Genomic DNA, 18,707 nt, shown 5'->3' on the forward strand with positions numbered 1-18,707 from the left:
AATAACGAAACTGCCGGCCCATCCGCAGAAAGCTGCCCCCACATGACCGACCGCAAAGCCGACTTCGGCGAGACATTCATCGCGGCCCTTCCGCTTGGAAAGGCGCTGGGCATGGAAATGGTCGAGATCGGCGACGGCATGGCGGCGATCCGTATGCCCTACCACGCTGACCTGATCGGCGATCCGGACACCGGCGTGATCCACGGCGGGGCGGTCAGCGCGTTGATGGACACCTGCGGCGGCGCGGCGGTGATGACCCATCCCGACAACCCGGGCGGCACGGCGACCATCGACCTGCGCATCGACTACATGCGCGCGGCGACCCCGGGGCAGTCGATCACTGCGCGGGCGGAATGCTATCACATGACTCGCTCGGTCGCCTTCGTGCGCGCGCAGGCCTTTGACGAGGACGAAACCCGCCCCGTCGCCGCCGCGACCGGAACCTTTACCGTGGAGGCCAAGCGATGAGCCGCCCCCGCCCCGAGCCGGTACAGATCGTCAAGGAGCGCCGCGACCGCGCGCTGTCGGCGATCGTGGGCCGCGTGCCCTATATCCGCTTTCTCGGCATCGGATTCGAGCGGCACGGGGATGAACTGACCGCCGTGATGCACTTTGACGAAAAGCTGATCGGCAACCCGATCCTGCCCGCGCTGCACGGCGGCGCGACCGCGTCGTTCCTGGAAGTGACCGCGATCATCGAGCTGTCGTGGTCCTATCTCTGGGACGACATCGAATCGGGCGCGCTTGATCCCGAGACGTTGGCCGCGCCCGGGGCGGTCCGGCTGCCCAAGACCATCGATTTCACCATCGACTACCTGCGCTCGGGCCTGCCGCGCGATGCTTATGCCCGCGCGCGGATCAACCGGTCGGGGCGGCGCTATGCCAGCGTTCATGTCGAGGCATGGCAAGACAATCGCAGCCGACTTTATGCGCAAGGCACCGGGCATTTCCTGATGCCCGAAAGAGACAGCACAGGGTGAGCGTCGCGGACACCCCGCGACTGACACATGCCCGCGTTCTCAAGATCGCGTTCCCGATCGTTCTGTCCAACGCCACCGTGCCGATCTTGGGGCTGGTGGACACCGCGGTTGTCGGTCAGCTTGGCTTGCCCGAGCCCATCGGCGCGGTCGGCATCGGCGCCATCGTCATAACCGGCATCTACTGGATCTTCGGCTTTCTGCGGATGGGCACCACCGGCCTGACCAGCCAGGCACACGGGGCGGGCGACGCCTTAGAGGTCGCCGCGATGCTGTCGCGCGCGGTGATGATCGGCGTGGCGGGGGGGCTTGCGCTGATGGCGCTGCAACTGCCGGTCTTTCGGCTGGCGTTCTGGCTGTCACCCGCAAGCGCCGAGGTCGAGACGCTGGCGCAGGGTTACATGGCGATCCGCATATGGTCGGCGCCCGCCGCCATCGCCATCTTCGGGCTGACCGGCTGGCTGATCGCGCTTGAACGCACGCGGGCGGTGCTGGTGCTTCAGGTCTGGATGAACGGCGTGAATATCGCGCTGGACCTGTGGTTCGTGCTGGGTCTCGACTGGGGCGTGAACGGCGTTGCCTTCGCCACGTTCCTTGCCGAATGGTCGGGGCTCGCGCTGGGGCTGTGGCTGTGCCGCGATGCGTTCGGAGGAACGGCGTGGAAGGACTGGCCGCGCGTGTTCGACCGGGTGCGCCTGATCCGCATGGCGAAGGTCAACAGCGACATCCTGCTGCGGTCCTTGATGCTGCAGGCGATGTTCATGTCGTTTCTGTTTCTCGGCGCCGATTTCGGCGACGTGCCGCTGGCAGCGAACCAGATCCTGCTGCAGTTCCTTGAACTCACCGCCTACGCGCTGGACGGCTTCGCCTTTGCCGCCGAGGCGCTGGTGGGGCAGGCCCTGGGCGCGCGGGCGCGCGACAGGCTGCGGCGCGGGGCGATGCTCACCAGCGTCTGGGGCCTCGGCACATGCGCGGTGCTGAGCCTGGCTTTCCTGCTGCTGGGGCCGCAGATCATCGACATCATGACCACCGCGCCAGAGGTGCGCGAGACGGCAAAGCTGTTCCTGATCTACATGGTGCTCGTGCCGATCCTGGCGCTGCCCGCGTGGATGCTGGACGGCATCTTCATCGGCGCGACCCGCACGGCGGACATGCGCAACATGGCGGCGGTGTCGCTTGTGGTCTACGTTGCGGCGGTGCTGGTGCTGGTTCCGGCCTACGGCAACCACGGCCTGTGGATCGCGTTCCTGGTCTCGTTCGTCGTGCGCGGCCTCACGCTTGCGCTGCGCTATCCCGCTCTGGAAGCCGAGGCGGACCGGCCCGCCGCCGCGTAGGGCAGCGGGACGGAAAAGCGTCAGGCGATTTCGGCCAGCCGGTCGAGCGCCGCTTTCAGCTTGGCCTTCTCGTCTTCTTTCTGCGCGGCAAGCTCGCGGGTTTCCTCGACAACCTCTTCGGGCGCGCTTTCGGCGAACTTGGGGTTGTTCAGCCGTCCCATCAGGCCGCGCAGGTCTTTCTCCAGCTTCTCGAGCGTCTTCGACAGCCGCGCCTGTTCCTCGGCCACGTCGATGATGTCGGCCAGCGGCAGGCAGAAGGTGCCGCCCTCGACCGCCAGCGTGATGGCGCCCTTGGGCGCGGCATCGGCACGGGTCAGGCTGTCGATCCGCGCGAGGCGCTTGATGAGGCCCTCGTTCCGCTCCCACGCGGCGCGGCCTGCCTCGTCAAGCTGCACCTCGATCATCGGGATGTGCAGGCCCGCCGGAACGTGCATCTGCGCACGGGCCGAGCGAACGGCGTCGATCAGCGCGATGACCCAGCGCATCTCGCGCTCTGCGGCCGGATCGACCATGCCCGCAGCGCCATAGGTCGGCCAGTCGGCATGAACCAGCATCTTGTCGCGCGGCGCCGTGGTGCCCCACAGTTCCTCGGTGATGAAGGGCATGATCGGGTGCAGCAGGATCAGGCACTGCTCGATCACCCAGCGCATCGTCTGGCGCGTCTCGTCCGCGAGTGCGGGGTCGTCCAGCAGCGGCTTGGCGAATTCGACATACCAGTCGCAGACCTTGCCCCAGACAAAGGAGTAAAGCGCCGAGGCGGCGTCGTTGAAGCGGTAGGCGGCAAGGGCGGTGTCGACCTCTTCGCGCACGCGGGCGGTTTCGCCGACGATCCATTTGTTCGCGGTGCCCTGCATCGCGGCAAGGTCGGGCAGCCCGGTAGGCGCGGCGAAGACCTCGTTCATTTCCGCGAAACGGGTGGCGTTCCACAGCTTGGTGCCAAAGTTCCGGTAGCCCGCGATGCGCTGCATATCCAGCTTCAGCACGCCGCCCAGCGCCGCCATCGCAGCCGACGAGAAGCGCAATGCATCCGCGCCGTATTCGTCGATGATCTCGAGCGGGTCGATGACGTTGCCGAGCGATTTCGACATCTTCTTGCCCTTGGCGTCGCGGACAAGGCCGTGCAGATAGACCTCGCGGAACGGGACCTCGCCGGTGACGGCAAGCTGCATCATCATCATCCGCGCGACCCAGAAGAACAGGATGTCCTGTCCGGTGACCAGAACGCTGGTCGGGAAGTAACGCTTCAGTTCCTCGGTGTCCTCGGGCCAGCCGAGCGTGCCGATGGGCCAGAGGCCCGAAGAGAACCATGTGTCGAGGACGTCGGGGTCGCGATGAAGTCTGATACGCTTCTTGCCGTTCGCGAGGATTTTGATCCCAGTATGCCCTGGAAGAGGTTCCCCGAAGACAAGCTCGACCTCCTCATCGGTCAAAGACGAAACTCTTCTCTTGGCTTCCTCTAACGCCGCTTCCTCAGAGTGAGCGCAGATTCGATCGCCGCCGATACTGGAGGTTGGCTGGCCATTCTCACCGACCGTGTAGCCTTGGCAAAGGTAACCATCTTCATCGACATCAAGCTTTGGTAAGTACCACACCGGGATCTGGTGCCCCCACCACAGCTGGCGCGAGATGCACCACGGCTCGATGTTCTCGAGCCAGTGGAAATAGGTCTTCTCGCCCGACTCGGGCATGATCTTCACGTCGCCGTTGCGCACGGCATCCAGCGCCGGGCCGACGATCTTTGCTGCGTCCACGAACCACTGGTCGGTGAGATACGGCTCGATCACGACCTTCGAGCGGTCGCCGAACGGCTGCATGATCTTCTTGGCCTCGACCAGCGGGACAAGCTCCGCGTCGCGCACCTCGCCGCCTTCCTCGGGGGCGAGCGGGGTCTTGACCGCCGCCTTGCCCAGACGCGGGTCGGTGTCCGTGACCATCACGGCCAGACCCTCGGCGGTGATCTCGTCCACAACTGCCTTGCGCGCCTCGAACCTGTCCAGCCCGCGCAGGTGGTCGGGGACAAGGTTCATCGCGGCGATGGAGTTCTCGTCGAACGTCATCTCGCCCCGCGCGATGGCCAGCGCATCGGCGGCTTCCTGAGCGTAGGGGCGCCCATCGGCGCGCATCGCGCCCTTTGTGTCCATCAGGTTGAACATCGGGATGCCGCCACGCTTGGCGACCTGGTAGTCGTTGAAGTCATGCGCGCCGGTGATCTTGACCGCGCCCGAGCCGAAGGTCGGATCGGGATACTCATCCACGATGATCGGGATCAGGCGGCGGTGTTCCTTAGGCCCGACGGGGATCTCGCACAGCTTGCCGACGATGGGCGCATAGCGCGCGTCCGACGGATGCACCGCGACCGCGCCGTCGCCCAGCATCGTCTCGGGCCGGGTGGTGGCAATGGAGATGTAGTCGCGCACCTCCTCGAACAGGACGGTGCCGTCCTCGTCCTTCTCGACGTAGGTATAGGTTTCCCCGCCTGCGAGCGGATACTTGAAGTGCCACATGTGGCCGTCGACTTCGATGTTCTCGACTTCAAGGTCGGAAATCGCGGTCTCGAAATGGGGGTCCCAGTTCACCAGCCGCTTGCCGCGATAGATCAGGCCCTTGTCGTACATGTCGACGAAGACCTTGATGACGGCATCGTGGAAATTGGGGTGCGTGCCCTTGTCGGGGTCGCCGTCGGCGCCGCCCATCGTGAACGCCTCGCGCGACCAGTCACAGGACGCGCCAAGCCGCTTGAGCTGTCCGATGATCGTGCCGCGCGACTTGACCTTCTGCTGCCAGACGCGGGCCAGGAACGCCTCGCGTCCCATCTCGGTGCGGGGCGGCTCGCCGTTCGCGGCCATTTCGCGTTCCGTGACCATCTGCGTGGCGATCCCCGCGTGATCGGTGCCGGGCTGCCAGAGCGTGTCGTGCCCCTGCATCCGGTGCCAGCGGACAAGAATGTCCTGCAGCGTGTTGTTGAACGCATGACCCATGTGCAGCGACCCGGTGACGTTTGGCGGCGGGATCATCACGCAAAAGCTGTCGGCGCCGGGCCTGGCATTCGCGCCCGCCTTGAAGGCACCTGCGTCTTCCCAGGCTGCGGTGATCCGCGCCTCGGCTTCGGCCGCGTCGAAATTCTTGTCCATCGCCATGGTGTCGGTCCGTCTCGCTTGGGGTCAGGGCGTGACTTAGCGAACGGGGCGGGCGAGGGAAAGGCTCAGATCGGCCTGTCGATCTTGCGGGACAGGTGGATCAGGCTTTCGGACGCCTTCACGCCGGGGATCGCGCCGAGATCGTCCAACACCGCGTCGATCCGCGCGGTGCTGTCGGCGGCCAGCTCGATCATCAGATCGACACGGCCCGACGTGGTGACGGCCTTTGCGACCTCTGGCATGGCACGGATGCGGGACAGGACCGCGCCCTGCGCGCGCGGCTCGATGGTCAACAGGACGGTGGCGCGGATCAGCGGTTCTGCCGCATGCCCCAGCCGCAGCGCATAGCCCGCTATGGTGCCGTCCCGCTCCAGCCGTTCGATGCGCGCCTGCACGGTCGAGCGGGCGACGCCAAGGCGACGGGCCAGCACCGCAACCGAAAGGCGCGCGTCGTCGGACAGGGCGCGCAGGATGTCGCGGTCGAGGGTATCCATGCAGATCGCCGGTTACTTCGTCATTTTGCCGAAAGTCTACTGCAACCCGGTCGCAATGTCCGGTGAAATCGACAGCATTCAGGTCACATTGGAACGGATCGGGCAAAGACCCGGCACATGGCAGGAGGCGACATGCGAGATTTCATCCATACCCCATGGCCCGGCATCGCGGCGCATCTGGCGACCGAACGCCCGGAGCGCCCGGTGATCTACTTCGACCCCGCGGCGCTGGAGCGGGCGGCGCAGACCTTTATCGGCGGGTTCCCGGGGCTGGTGACCTATGCGGTCAAGGCCAACCCCGATGCGCGCGTGATCGAGGCGCTTGCGGCACAGGGAATGACCGCTTTCGACATCGCCTCCCCGTGGGAGGCGCGGCTGGTCGCGCATCATGCGCCCGGCGCCGTGATGCACTACAACAATCCCGTGCGCGCGCGCGCCGAGATCACCGAGGCGCTGGCGCTTGGCGTGCGGTCGTTCTCGGTCGATGCGCAAAGCGAGCTGGACAAGCTGATCGCCTGCGGCCTGCCGACAGGCGCGGAGGTGTCGGTGCGGTTCCGCCTGCCGGTCAAAGGCGCGGCCTATGATTTCGGCTCCAAGTTCGGCGCCGACCCCGAAGCGGCGAGCGATCTGCTGCGGCAGGTGACGGAGGCCGGTTTCAACGCCTCGCTCACCTTCCATCCCGGCACCCAGTGCACCGACCCCGAAGCCTGGGCGCGCTATATCGAGCGCGCGGCCTTGATCGCCGACGAGGCGGGCGTGACGCTGCACCGGCTGAACGTCGGAGGCGGGTTTCCGGCGCACCGCGCGGGCAGCGCCCCGGTGCTGGCTTGGGTCTTCGACGTGATCGAGACCGCCGTCACCCGCGCCTTTGGCGAAACGCCCCCCGCGCTGGTGTGCGAGCCGGGGCGCGCGATGGTCGCAGATGCCTTCATCCTTGCCGCGCAGGTGCGGGCCGTCCGGGGTGACGATGTGTTCCTGAACGACGGCATATACGGGGCCCTGTCCGAATGGCGCGACATCGGCCCGTCCGACCGTATTCGCGCGCTGGCGCCCGATGGCACCGAGCGCACCGGCGACACCGCCCTGCGCCCCGTGTTCGGTCCGACCTGCGACAGCCTTGACCGCTTGCCGGGCCTTGTGGCGCTGCCAGAGACGCTGGGCGAGGGCGATTATGTCATTTTCGACGGCATCGGCGCTTATGGCACGGCCATCGCCACGCGGTTCAACGGCTACGGCGACTTCGAGACGGCCACCCTGCACAAGCGCACGGTCTGACGTCTGGACACTCAAGCGCCTGCCGCTAATGTCCCCCCGGACACGAGGGACAAGGAACGCGCGCGATGGACAAGTTCGGAAAAAGCCAGTCGGTGAAACGCACCGAGGACGTGCGGTTCCTGACCGGGGGCGGACGCTATGTCGACGACATCGCCCCAGAGGGTGCCCTGCATGCCTTCGTCTTCCGCTCGACCGCTGCGCATGGCGTGATCCGCACGCTCGACGTGTCCGAGGCGCGCGAGGCCGACGGCGTTGCGCTGGTGCTGACCGCCGCCGATTTCGAGGAGGCGGGCATTTCGCTGCACGTCACGGCGACGATCATCAAGAACCGCGACGGCACCTCTGCCGCAGCGCCGATGCGCCCGTTCCTTGCGAAGGACAAGGTGCGCTTTGTCGGCGAGGCGGTCGCGGTCGTTGTCGCCGAGACGCTGGAGCAGGCCAAGGATGCCGCCGAGTTGATCGAGTTCGACGTCGACGATCTGCCCGCACATGTCGATCTGGCCTTCGGCGGCGCGCCGATCCACGACGATGCCCCGGACAACCGGGTCTATGACTGGGGCCTTGGCGACGAGGCTGCGGTGAACGCCGCGTTCGAGGCCGCCGCCCACCGCGTCAAGCTCGAGATCGAGGACAACCGCGTCATCGTCAACTCGATGGAGGCGCGCGGCGCCTATGCCGAGTGGGACGGCGACAAGCTGCACCTGTGCTTCAACGGGCAAGGCGTGTGGGGCATGAAGGACCGGCTGATGGCCACTTACGGGCTGACTGGCGAGCAGGTGCGCGTGACCAACCCCGATGTCGGCGGCGGCTTTGGCATGAAGGGGATGCCCTATCCCGAGTATTACTTCCTCCCCGAGGCCGCGCGCCGCACAGGGCGCCCCGTGCGCTGGATGTCGGACCGCACCGAGGCGATGCTGACCGACAACGCGGGCCGCGATCTGGTGTCGACGACCGAACTGGCCTTTGACGAGGATTACCGGATCACGGCCTATCGTGTGGACAGCGTGTCCAACCTTGGCGCCTATGTCTCGAACTTCGGGCAGCTGATCCAGTCGAACCTCTTTGCCCGCGTTCTGTGCGGCACCTATGACATCCAGACCAGCTATCTGCATGTCGAGGGGCTGTTCACCAACACCACGCCCGTGGATGCCTATCGCGGCGCGGGCCGCCCCGAGGCGATCTACGTGCTGGAACGCTCGATGGAGAATGCGGGGCGCGTTCTGGGCATCGACCCGTGGGAACTGCGCCGCCGCAACTTCATCGCGCCCGAGAAATTCCCCTACAAGGCCGCGACCGGCGAGACCTATGACGTGGGCGAGTTCAACCGCGTGCTGAGCGCCTGCGAAATCCACGCCGACCGCGCCGGGTTCGAGGCGCGGCGCGCGCAAAGCGCCAAGGCGGGCAAGCTGCGCGGCATGGGGCTTTGCTATTACATCGAATCGATCCTTGGCGATCCGTCCGAGAACGTCGAGGTCGCGTTCAACGACGATGGCACCGCGTCGATCTATGTCGGCACGCAGTCGAACGGGCAGGGGCACGAGACGGTCTTCGCCAAGTTCCTGTCCGACCAGACCGGCATTCCCGCCGACAAGATCGAGGTGGTGCAGGGCGACAGCGACCGCATCGCCTGGGGCGGCGGAACCGGCGGCTCGCGGTCGGTCACGGTGCAGAACAACGTCACGCTTCAGGCCGTTGGCACGATGATCTCGGCCTATTCCGAGTTTCTTGCGGGCGAAATGGGCGTCGATCCCGCCGCCGTCAGCTTCGATGACGAGCGGTTCCGCGCGGAAGGGTCGAACCTGACGCCGACCTTCCTGGATGCTGCCGAGATGGCCCGCTCCGCCGGGCGCACCGATCTGCTAAGCTTCAAGGAAAGCGCCAAGCTGCCCGCGCGGTCCTATCCCAACGGCGCGCATATCGCCGAAGTCGAGATCGACCCCGACACCGGCACGGTCGAGGTGGTCGGCTATACCGTCACCGACGACTTCGGCAACCTCATCAACCCGATGCTGGCCGAGGGGCAGGTGCATGGCGGCGTCGCGCAGGGTGTCGGTCAGGCGCTGATGGAACACACGGTCTACGACGCCGACGGCCAGCTTCTGACCGCCACCTTCATGGACTACGGAATGCCCCGCGCAGACGATCTGCCGATGATCGCCTTCTACACCGAGGCCGTGCCGTCCACCGCCAACCCGATGGGCATGAAGGGCTGCGGCGAGGCGGGCACCGTCGGCGCGATGGCCGCCGTCGCCAATGCCGTGCTGGACGCCGTCTGGGACGAAGGCATTCACAAGGTCGACATGCCGTTCACCCCGCTGCGGGTTTGGTCGATGCTGAACGAGAGGTCGATTGCTGCTGAATGACCGCCTCCGCCGTCTGCTGTCGTTTCGGCCCTGGGCCGAGACGTCGCAACTTGGCTATCGCCGTGGGCGCGTCGATCATGTGGTCCTGCTGGACGGAACCATGTCGTCTCTGCGCGAGGGCGAGGAATCCAACGTCGGCCTGATCTACAAGCTCCTGCGTGAGGTCGCGCCCTCGGCGCACCTGTCGCTGCACTATGAAAAGGGCATCCAGTGGCGGACGTGGTCGGCCACCCGCGACGTGATCGAGGGGCGCGGCATCAACCGCCAGATCCGCCGCGCCTATGGTCTGATCGCCTCGCGCTACAAGGACGGCGACCGGATCTTCCTGTTCGGGTTCTCGCGCGGGGCCTATGCGGTGCGCTCGCTCGCCGGGGTGATCGACCAGCTTGGGCTCTTGCGCACCGACCATGCGACCGAGCGCAACATCCGCGAGGCGTATCGCCACTACATGCGCGGCGGGCAGGGCGAGGTCGCCCGCGCCTTTGCCCGGCTCTATTGCCACGACGCCGCGCCCATCGAGATGATCGGCATATTCGACACGGTCAAGGCGCTGGGCCTGCGCGTGCCTTTGGTGTGGAACATCGGCGGGGAAGCGCATGCCTTTCACAACCATGACCTTGGGCCTTCGGTGCGCCACGGCTACCACGCGCTCGCCCATGACGAGGCGCGGATGGCCTATGCGCCGGTGCTGTGGGAAACGACAGACACCACGGACGCGCGCGTCGAACAGGTCTGGTTCCGGGGCAGTCACGGTGATGTCGGCGGTATGCTGGGCGGCTTCGATGCGGCGCGGCCGTTGTCGAATATCCCGCTCGTCTGGATGCTGGAGCGTGCCGAGGCGCGGGGGCTGTCGCTGCCCGAGGGATGGCGGGGGCGCTTCGCCACCGATCCCAACGCGCCGTCCGTCGGTATGAACCGGGGCTGGGGCAAGGCCTTTGTCGCCCGCCGTCCGCGCGCCATCGGGCACGATCCGTCAGAGCGGGTGCACTGGACGGTGACGGGCGACGTGCCGGCGATGCAGATGCGGGCGCCCGCGACCTGAGGTTCAGGGCGCCGTCATTTGGTAGACGATGTGCGGGGCAAGCGGGTGTCCGGGCGGCACATGCGTGTGCTGGAAATCGAGGTGTTCGGCCCGCTCCATCCCGATCCGTTCCATGACCTTTGACGACGCGTGGTTGGCGGTCGCTGTAAAGGCCACGATCCGCGACAGACCAAGCGTGCCGAAGCCATACGCCAGCCATGCGCGTGCCGCCTCTGACGCATAGCCCTTGCCCCAGGACGCGCGCGTGAAGCGCCAGCCGATTTCGGTCTCCGGGGTCCAGGGCAGGTCGATCTCGAACAGGTTGAGGCCGCACAGGCCCAGGAACGCGCCATCCGCCTTGTCGAGGACAGCGCCGACGGCATAGCCAACGCGCGCCTGTTTCTCGGCAATGCGGTCCATGAACGCCTCAGTCTCGTCCCGCGTCATCACCGCCGGGAAATGCTCCATCACGACGGGGTCGGCATTCAGCGCGGCGAAAGCATCCAGATCCTGCGGCTCGAACGGGCGCAGGATCAGGCGCTCGGTCTCGATCCGGGTCATCGCGCTGCCATAATCATGCATGTCGTGGACCCGGTGGCATAAAGCTTGCCGTCCTCGGCGCCCCGGATCTCGCCGGTGGCGACGCCGGTGGACCGGCCCGCGTGCAGCGAAACGCCTGTCGCCAGAATCTCCATCCCGATGGGGATCACGCGGGTGATGTTCACCTTGTATTCAAGCGTCGTGTAATAGCTTCCCTGCGGCACCAGCGTCATCACGGCGCAGGCCATGCAACTGTCCAGAAGCGTGCCGTACCAGCCGCCGTGCAGCGATCCCATCGGGTTGGAAAAGCGAAACTCGGGCGTGCCGCGAAACACCACGCGGCCCTCCTCGACGGTATCGAGAGTATAGCCCAGCTCGGCCGCTATGGGCGGGCCGGACAGCGCGCCGCTCAACATGCCGCGCATGAAGTCGAGCCCCGACATCGACAGAAGCTGCGCCTGCGTCGGCAGGTCCTGCGGTGTCTTCGCTGCGTATTGCGCCATGACATGCGCCCCCGTCCTGATGATCGGGGGCGACGGTAGCGACTATTGCCGCAGCCGCAAGGTCACGCGACCTTTTCGAGGCTCACATCGGGCGTCACGCCAAGCGCGTGGCAGATGTCACGGCTGAGGTTGGGCTTGTTCAGCGTGTAGAAATGCAACTGGTCCACGCCCTCGTCGATCAGGTCGCTGCACATCTCGGTCGCCAGAGACGTCGCCAGCAGATCGTGGCGGTCGTCGCGGATCGCCGCGTCGAACGCATCGTCCAGCCATTGCGGAATGTAGGCGCCGCAGCGCGCGGCGAACTTGCGCACGCCGGTCCAGTTTTCGATCGGCAGGATGCCGGGAACGATCGGTGCGTCGATGCCCGCCGCCGCGCATTTGTCGCGGAACCGGAAGAACGTGTCCGTCTCGAAGAAGAATTGCGTGATCGCCGAATCCGCGCCCGCGTCGATCTTGCGCTTGAGGTAGGCGACATCGGCGTCCATGTCGGCAGCATCGGGGTGCGGATCGGGGTAGGCGCCGACACGCAAGTGGAACTTGCCGGTGTCCGCCAGCGCCTCGATCAGCGCACAGCTGTCGGCGAAACCGTCGGGATGCGGCGTGAACTTGCCCGCGCCCTTGGGCGGATCGCCCCGCAGCGCCACGATCTCGCGCACGCCAGCGGCATGGTAGCGCGCGGCGATGTCCAGCGTTTCGGCCCTTGTCGCGTTCACGCAAGTCAGGTGCGCGGCCACGTTCAACCCGTAATTCTTGTGGATCGTGGCCACGGCGTCATGGGTCAGGTCGCGCGTCGTGCCGCCCGCGCCATAGGTCACCGACACGAATTGCGGATTGAGCGGCGCCAGCGTGTTGACCGTGTCCCAAAGACGGAACGACGCTTCGAGCGACTGGGGCGGGAAGAATTCGAACGACACCTTGGGGGCGGACATGGGGTGATCCTTTGCAAGTTCCCGTCTTGTCTCATGGCGTGGAGCGTGAGACAAATTCATAATCCTCAACACCATTATGAGTTCCGTGATAGATGCACCTCGAATTCCGGCACCTGCGCACGATCCGCGCGATCCACAAGGCGGGGGGGCTCGCCCGCGCCGCCGACCTCATGAACATCACTCAATCGGCCCTGTCGCATCAGGTGAAGGGGCTTGAGGATCAGGCCGGGATGGAGCTTTTCGTGCGCCGGTCCAAGCCGCTCAAGCTGTCGGCGGCGGGGATGAAGCTGCTCAAGCTGGCGGAAAAGGTGCTGCCCGAGATCGAGGCGCTGGAAGAGGAGTTCCGGTCGCTGCAATCGGGCAAGTCGGGCCGCCTGCACATCGCCATCGAATGCCACGCCTGTTTCGAATGGCTGTTCCCTGTGCTGGAACAGTTCCGCAAGGCCTGGCCCGAAGTCGATGTCGACATCCGCCCGGGCCTCGCCTTCGACGCGCTGCCTGCTCTGGGCCGCGAGGAAGTGGACGTGGTGATCTCGTCCGACCCCGAGACGATCCCGCACATGGATTTCACGCCGCTGTTCGACTACGAGCCGGTGTTCGTCGCCTCATCCCAGCATCCGCTGGCGCAAAAGCCGTTCGTCGAGGCCGAGGATTTCCGCGACGAGCTGCTCATCACCTACCCGGTGGACCGTGCGCGGCTGGATGTGTTCAGCCAGCTTCTGACCCCCGCCAAGGTGGAACCGCGCGGGGTGCGGCAGGTGGAACTGACGGCGGTGATCCTGCTTCTGGTGGCGTCGAACCGAGGCGTCGCGGTGTTGCCCGACTGGGTCGTGCGCGAGGTGCGCTACCATTCGGACTATGTCACCCGGCCGATCACCAAGGGCGGCCTGACCCGGCGGCTGTATGCGGCCACGCGCGCCGAGGAGACGACCAAGCCGTTCATGGCGCATCTGTTGCGTCTGGCACGGACGATCCCGGTTCAGTTGCAGCGGGGGCGCGCCGAGGCCGCCGAGGAAGCGCCGACAGTGGGCTGACCAAGACGACCTGCGGCGTCGCTGCCGGGGCAACGTCGCAAATCGCAACCATAGCGACGTTGCTGCAATGCAGAAACGCACCGTGCCATGTCACCGAATGCGTGAAACACACGTATTCGGGGCCGCATCATGTTGCAGGTGATCGGAGGGATCTGGGCGCTCTTGCTGGGTGTCGTGCTGATCATGCTGGGCAATGGCATGCACTTCACGCTCATCGGTCTGCGCGGCGGCGCCGAAGGTTTCTCCGCAACGGAACTTGCCATCGTGACCTCGGGCTACTTCCTTGGGTTCCTCTCGGGTGCCCGGTTCAGTCCCGATCTGATCCGGCGCGTGGGTCATGTCCGCGTGTTCGCGGCGCTGGGCAGCTTCATGTCGGCAGGTCTGATCGCCTTTCCGCTGCTTGCAGAGCCGTGGGCCTGGACAGTCCTTCGCATCCTTATCGGGTTCTGCATGTCGGGCATCTACGTCACGGCGGAAAGCTGGCTCAACGATGCGGCCACCAACGAAACCCGGGGCAAGGTGCTTTCGGCCTACATGATCGCCCAGACCCTGGGAATCATCGGGGCGCAGGGATTGCTGACACTGGGCGACGAAACGACGGCAGCGCTGTTCATCTGGGCGTCCATCCTGGTTTCGATCTCATTTGCCCCGATCCTGTTGTCGATCACGCCGGTTCCGGCTGCGCAGGTGGCGCGGCCGATGGGTTTGAAAGAGCTGTTCAGAAACTCTCCGCTGGGCACGCTGGGAATATTCTTTCTGGGGGGTGTCTACGCCACGCAATCGGGCATGGGCGCGGTCTTTGGCACGCAGATCGGCATGACTTCGGGTCAGATCGCACTGTTTGTCGCGATGCTGTTCGCCGGTGCGCTTCTGATGCAATATCCGATCGGCTGGCTCTCGGACCGGATCGACCGGCGCAAGCTGATCTTTGGATCTGCCCTGCTTGGCGCAATCTCCTGCGCAATCGGCTGGCTGTCGGGTGGCAGCATCTATCCGCTGATGGCATCCGCCTTCTTTGCCGGGGGCGTGACAACGCCGCTCTATGCGCTGTTTCTGGCCTACACGAATGACTTTCTGGCGCCAGAAGACATGCCCGCCGCTTCGGGCGGTCTGGTCTTCACCTTCGGCGTTGGGGCGATCCTCGGGCCGCTGGTCGCCGGTTGGGCAATGCAGCAGTTTGACCCCTTTGCCTTCTGGGTCGTTCTGGGGGGCACCTTCGGCTTGATCGCGGGCTATGCGCTTTACCGGATGACGCAACGCGCGCCGGTGGCTGTCGGGAATACCGAAAGCTATATCGGCGTCCTCCCGACGGCGTCTCCGGTTACGGTCGAGGTGGCCGGGGTCTGGGCGGCAGAACAGGGCGAGGCGGACCGCGAGGAAGCCGCGCGGGCGGAGCATGGCTAGACTGTTTCGCTGCGCGGACGTGTCTTTTACACCAAGTTCCGGATTTCGTCGTTCGCCATCCGCAGCCGGGTGGTCAGGCTGATGACAAGGTTCTGCAGGATCGTCGTGAGAACCTCGGGCCGGGCCTTGGCGATCTCTCGGATGCGATCCACCGAGAACGCGTAGCAGATCATCGCGCTGTCGGCGTGGACATCGGCGGTGCGTTTTCCCCCGTCGATCAGTGCCATTTCGCCAAAGGATTGCCCCGGCCCGACCGAGGCGACGCGCTTGCGCTGGCCGCCCGGCAGCGTGACCGAAATGCTGGCCGCACCGGACGCGACGACGAAGAAGGCGTTGGCGTCGTCGCCTTCGCGTATCACCTGCTGACCGGCAGAAAACTGGAACGACGACACCGCGCCCTCAAGCGCCTTGATGCAGCCTTCGTCCAGCCCGTGGAACAGGTCGATCCGTTTCAGGGCGAAGCGGGCCAGATCGTCGGTCTCGAAGAAACCGGACAGCAGGTCGTTCTCGAGCTCTTCCAGCGCGGTGTCGGTGTCGGGCAGGGTCAGCACGCGCCCCGTCCCCCGCGCACCGCCCGGCAAGAGCGCGCGCAAGGGGTGGTCGCCCGGCACATGGGTCACCACCAGGTCCGGCCCCGCCTCGCCGAAGCGGGCGACGGCTTCCTCGATCAGGCGCAGCGCTGCTGGGTCCGCGTCAGAGCAGCGCTTGAAGTCGATGACGATGGCCATGCAGTCCTCGGCCAGTGCGGCGAGACGGCGGATCAGCCGCTCGGCCGAGCCGAAGAACAGCGCCCCCTGCACCTCCAGCACTGCGATGCGGTGGCCTTCGCGCGCCAGCACCGCAATTTCGGCGACCGAGCGCAGGCGCTTGGACCGGACCTCGGACGCGCGGTATTCGCGGCGGATCACCGTCTGCACCATGGTCCGGTCGGAAAACGCGTGCAGCCCGAAATCGCGGCTGATTTCCTTGCAGACCGCCACGCCCCGGATCGAGTTCCCGACCTGGTCGAGCGGCGGCGAATAGACCGCGATTCCGGCCTGTCCGGGGATCACCGCAAAGATACCGCCCGCCACGCCGCTTTTTGCGGGCAGACCGACCTCGTAGGCCCATTGGCCCGCGTAGTCATACATCCCGCAGGTCGACATAAGGGTCAGCATGTCGCGGATCTGGTCGGGGTCGAGGATCTTGCGCCCGGTCACCGGCTGGGTGCCGTGGTTGGCCAGCGTCGCGGCCATCATCGCCATGTCGGCGCAGGTCACGTTGATCGAGCATTGCTTGAAATACAGCTCCAGCACGTCCTCGGGGGGCGAGGTTATCATGCCAGAGTTCAGCATCATGTAGGCGATGGCGCGGTTGCGGTGGCCGGTGTCGCGCTCGGACGCAAAGACCGCTTCGTCGATGTCGAGCCTGCGCCCGGCAAGATCGTTGAAGAAGTCCATCATCATCGCCAGCCGCGCCTCTGGCGTGTCGCCCGGCATCAGTTCCGAGACCGCGATGGCGCCCGCGTTCACCATCGGGTTGAACGGGCGGTTGTTCACATTGTCGAGGATGATCGAATTGAACGCCTCGCCCGTGGGCTCGACGCCGACCTGTTCCAGCACCCGCGCCACGCCGCAGGACCGCAGGGCGTAGCCATAGGTGAACGGCTTGGACATCGACTGTATTGTAAAGGGATGGCCCGCCGCGCCCGAGGTGTAGAGATGGCCGTCGACAGTGGCGATGGCGATGCCGAAGGCGTCGGGATCGGCGGTCGACAATTCGGGGATATAGGTGGCTATTTCGCCGTCGCGTAGCGGCAGCAGGCGGTCGTGAAGCGCATCGAGATAGCGGCTGATCGGTCCATCTGCGGCACTGGTGCCCGCCTCGAAGGCGGGTATGGATGACGACATGCACGGTCTCCCAGACTGACCTTCGGGCAACCTATTCAAAGCGTTGTGGCCTTGCAGAAAAAACGCGCCGGTGGCGGATTCTGCCGGGGTACGCGCAGGCGTGCGCCTTATTATCGGGCAATCCGCCACCATTTTGGGCGCATGTGAATCACGCTGCCTGCCGCCGCCCGTGTCACGCCTCTTGGCATCGTCCGCCCTGCCGCGTATACGCGCCGCCTGACAGACGGAGACGACGATGCAGGGCAGCGCCAACCTCAACGTGATGATCAAGGCCGCGCGCAAGGCGGGCCGCAGCCTTGTGAAGGATTTTCGCGAGGTCGAGAACCTTCAGGTCTCGATGAAGGGCGCGGGCGATTTCGTGTCCAAGGCCGACATCGCCGCCGAAAAGATCATCCGCGAGGAACTGACCGAGGCACGCCCGAACTATGGCTGGCTGGGCGAGGAAAGCGCCGAGGTCAAGGGCACCGACCCGACCCGCCGCTGGATCGTCGATCCGCTCGACGGCACCACGAACTTCCTGCACGGACTGCCGCACTGGGCGGTGTCCATCGCGCTGGAACACAAGGGCGAGATCGTGTCTGCGGTAATCTTCGATCCGGCCAAGGACGAGATGTTCGTGGCCGAGAAGGGCACCGGCGCCTGGATGAACGAGACCCGCACGCGCGTTTCGGGCCGTCACAAGATGATCGAGTGCATCTTCGCCACCGGCCTGCCGTTCGGCGGCCGCCCCGACCTGCCCGCGACGATCCGCGACCTGGGGCGGCTTTTGCCGGCCTGTGCGGGCGTGCGGCGCTGGGGCGCGGCGGCGCTTGACCTCGCCTATGTGGCTGCGGGGCGGTATGACGGGTTCTGGGAACGCGGGCTGAAGCCGTGGGACGTGGCGGCAGGCATCCTGATCGCGCGCGAAGCGGGGGCCTTTGTCGAGGCGATCACCCCCGGCGAGAACCCGGTCGAGGCCGGTGACATCCTCTGCGCCAACGATCCGATCTTCGACGGCTTCGCCAAGGTCATCCGCGGCTAGGAACGCCCCCGACAAAGAGCGTTGCCCCGTCGGCGATCATCTGCGCCGGTCGATGGTCGGAACCGAACTGCGCTGGAACTTGTACTTCGCCTCGGGGTGGTCGGGATGGCCGTGCGTCCGCGTCCAGAAGGCGGTGCCGCCCTTGCGCAGGAAGGTCGGGATCATGAACAGGAAACCGATCAGGAATCCGCCCGCGTGCGCCCAGTAGGCGACCCCGCCCATATCGGGGTCGGCGCCGACGCCGCTGAACACCTGAAGCGCGAACCACAGGCCCAGCATGACCCAGGCGGGCACCGGGATGATCTTGAAGAACACGAACAATATGAACAGGATATCCACCCGAGCGCGCGGATAGAGCAGCAGGTAGCCGCCCATCACGCCCGCAATGGCGCCCGAGGCGCCCACCGTCGGGATCAGCGACAGCGGGGCGGCGGCCATCTGGATCAGGTCGGCACCGACGCCGCTGGCCAGGTAGAAGGCAAGGAACCCGGCGCGCCCAAGGTCTTCCTCCAGGTTGTCGCCGAAGATCCACAGGAACAGCATGTTGCCCGCCAGGTGCATGAACCCGCCGTGCAGGAACAGTGATGTCACCAGCGTGTGATAGCCGTCGCCTGACGCGATGCGCGCAGGCACCATGCCCCAGGTCAGAAAGAACTGCTGCAACGCGCGCGGATCGTCCATCAGCGGCAGATACAGCAGGAACACCACGACGTTGGTGGCGATCAGGGCATAGGTGACCCAAGGGGTCTGCGTCGACGGGTTATGATCGCGGATCGGAAACATGCG

Annotated in this window: 16 protein-coding genes; 9 read left to right on the forward strand and 7 right to left on the reverse strand. The window is 65.9% G+C overall.

Features of this window, described 5'->3' with window-relative positions:
- The first annotated feature begins 42 nt into the window (after window positions 1–42).
- From KTJ87_RS03100 to KTJ87_RS03110, 3 genes are read left to right on the forward strand one after another with little or no spacing between them, the layout of a single operon-like run.
- Window positions 43–468, forward strand: a complete 426-nt coding sequence (locus KTJ87_RS03100) for a PaaI family thioesterase (RefSeq protein WP_267137599.1) — start codon at window positions 43–45, stop codon at window positions 466–468.
- Window positions 465–980 (forward strand): PaaI family thioesterase, encoded by a 516-nt coding sequence (locus KTJ87_RS03105; RefSeq protein ID WP_267137600.1) that lies wholly within the window; start codon window positions 465–467, stop codon window positions 978–980. The genes KTJ87_RS03100 and KTJ87_RS03105 overlap by 4 nt, the downstream gene beginning before the upstream one ends.
- Window positions 977–2,311, forward strand: coding sequence for an MATE family efflux transporter (locus KTJ87_RS03110; protein WP_267137601.1), 1,335 nt, complete (start codon window positions 977–979; stop codon window positions 2,309–2,311). Before KTJ87_RS03105 ends, KTJ87_RS03110 begins: the two co-directional genes overlap by 4 nt.
- A gap of 20 nt (window positions 2,312–2,331) precedes the next feature.
- On the opposite strand, the gene KTJ87_RS03115 is transcribed toward KTJ87_RS03110, so the two are convergent.
- Together KTJ87_RS03115 and KTJ87_RS03120 are read right to left on the reverse strand one after the other, a co-directional pair.
- Complete coding sequence (locus KTJ87_RS03115) at window positions 2,332–5,448, reverse strand: valine--tRNA ligase (RefSeq protein WP_267137602.1); 3,117 nt, start codon at window positions 5,446–5,448, stop codon at window positions 2,332–2,334.
- A gap of 65 nt (window positions 5,449–5,513) precedes the next feature.
- A complete protein-coding gene (locus KTJ87_RS03120) occupies window positions 5,514–5,942 on the reverse strand; it encodes an Lrp/AsnC family transcriptional regulator (RefSeq protein ID WP_267137603.1) in 429 nt (142 codons plus the stop codon).
- Window positions 5,943–6,074: 132 nt separating this feature from the next.
- Here KTJ87_RS03120 and KTJ87_RS03125 point away from each other — a divergent pair, with 132 nt between their 5' ends.
- The 3 genes from KTJ87_RS03125 to KTJ87_RS03135 all read left to right on the forward strand — a co-directional run bounded on the left by KTJ87_RS03125 (window position 6,075) and on the right by KTJ87_RS03135 (window position 10,622).
- Window positions 6,075–7,217 (forward strand): type III PLP-dependent enzyme, encoded by a 1,143-nt coding sequence (locus KTJ87_RS03125; protein WP_267137604.1) that lies wholly within the window; start codon window positions 6,075–6,077, stop codon window positions 7,215–7,217.
- A gap of 65 nt (window positions 7,218–7,282) precedes the next feature.
- The gene (locus KTJ87_RS03130; RefSeq protein WP_267137605.1) at window positions 7,283–9,580 is read left to right on the forward strand and encodes a xanthine dehydrogenase family protein molybdopterin-binding subunit; all 2,298 of its coding nucleotides are present in this window, start codon (window positions 7,283–7,285) and stop codon (window positions 9,578–9,580) included.
- Complete coding sequence (locus tag KTJ87_RS03135; protein WP_407650456.1) at window positions 9,567–10,622, forward strand: DUF2235 domain-containing protein; 1,056 nt, start codon at window positions 9,567–9,569, stop codon at window positions 10,620–10,622. The genes KTJ87_RS03130 and KTJ87_RS03135 overlap by 14 nt, the downstream gene beginning before the upstream one ends.
- Window positions 10,623–10,625: 3 nt before the next feature.
- Here the strand turns inward: KTJ87_RS03135 and KTJ87_RS03140 are convergent, their stop codons facing one another.
- From KTJ87_RS03140 to metF, 3 genes are all read right to left on the reverse strand, one after another.
- Window positions 10,626–11,183, reverse strand: coding sequence for a GNAT family N-acetyltransferase (locus KTJ87_RS03140; RefSeq protein ID WP_267137606.1), 558 nt, complete (start codon window positions 11,181–11,183; stop codon window positions 10,626–10,628).
- On the reverse strand, window positions 11,159–11,644 hold the full coding sequence (locus KTJ87_RS03145; RefSeq protein ID WP_267137607.1) for a PaaI family thioesterase: 486 nt from the start codon (window positions 11,642–11,644) through the stop codon (window positions 11,159–11,161). The genes KTJ87_RS03140 and KTJ87_RS03145 overlap by 25 nt, the downstream gene beginning before the upstream one ends.
- A 62-nt stretch (window positions 11,645–11,706) precedes the next feature.
- Window positions 11,707–12,573, reverse strand: a complete 867-nt coding sequence (gene metF, locus KTJ87_RS03150; protein ID WP_267137608.1) for a methylenetetrahydrofolate reductase [NAD(P)H] — start codon at window positions 12,571–12,573, stop codon at window positions 11,707–11,709.
- 92 nt (window positions 12,574–12,665) lie between these two features.
- Between metF and KTJ87_RS03155 the strand changes: the two genes are divergently transcribed.
- Both KTJ87_RS03155 and KTJ87_RS03160 read left to right on the forward strand, forming a co-directional pair.
- Entirely contained in the window at window positions 12,666–13,607 is a 942-nt protein-coding gene (locus KTJ87_RS03155) for a LysR family transcriptional regulator (RefSeq protein ID WP_267137609.1), read from the forward strand.
- A 129-nt stretch (window positions 13,608–13,736) separates the two neighbouring features.
- Entirely contained in the window at window positions 13,737–15,011 is a 1,275-nt protein-coding gene (locus KTJ87_RS03160) for an MFS transporter (protein ID WP_267137610.1), read from the forward strand.
- Window positions 15,012–15,037: 26 nt separating this feature from the next.
- Here the strand turns inward: KTJ87_RS03160 and glsA are convergent, their stop codons facing one another.
- Window positions 15,038–16,900 carry a glutaminase A gene (gene glsA / locus KTJ87_RS03165; protein ID WP_267137611.1) on the reverse strand — a complete coding sequence of 621 codons (1,863 nt, stop codon included), beginning with the start codon at window positions 16,898–16,900 and terminating at the stop codon, window positions 15,038–15,040.
- Between the two features lie 235 nt (window positions 16,901–17,135).
- On the opposite strand from glsA, the gene KTJ87_RS03170 reads away from it, so the two are divergent.
- Window positions 17,136–17,921 (forward strand): inositol monophosphatase family protein, encoded by a 786-nt coding sequence (locus KTJ87_RS03170; RefSeq protein WP_267137612.1) that lies wholly within the window; start codon window positions 17,136–17,138, stop codon window positions 17,919–17,921.
- 36 nt (window positions 17,922–17,957) lie between these two features.
- Here the strand turns inward: KTJ87_RS03170 and KTJ87_RS03175 are convergent, their stop codons facing one another.
- A complete protein-coding gene (locus KTJ87_RS03175) occupies window positions 17,958–18,704 on the reverse strand; it encodes a rhomboid family intramembrane serine protease (protein ID WP_267137613.1) in 747 nt (248 codons plus the stop codon).
- Window positions 18,705–18,707 lie beyond the last annotated feature (3 nt).

It is taken from the genome of Anianabacter salinae (genome assembly GCF_019061145.1).
GTDB classification, from domain to species: domain Bacteria; phylum Pseudomonadota; class Alphaproteobacteria; order Rhodobacterales; family Rhodobacteraceae; genus Anianibacter; species Anianibacter salinarum.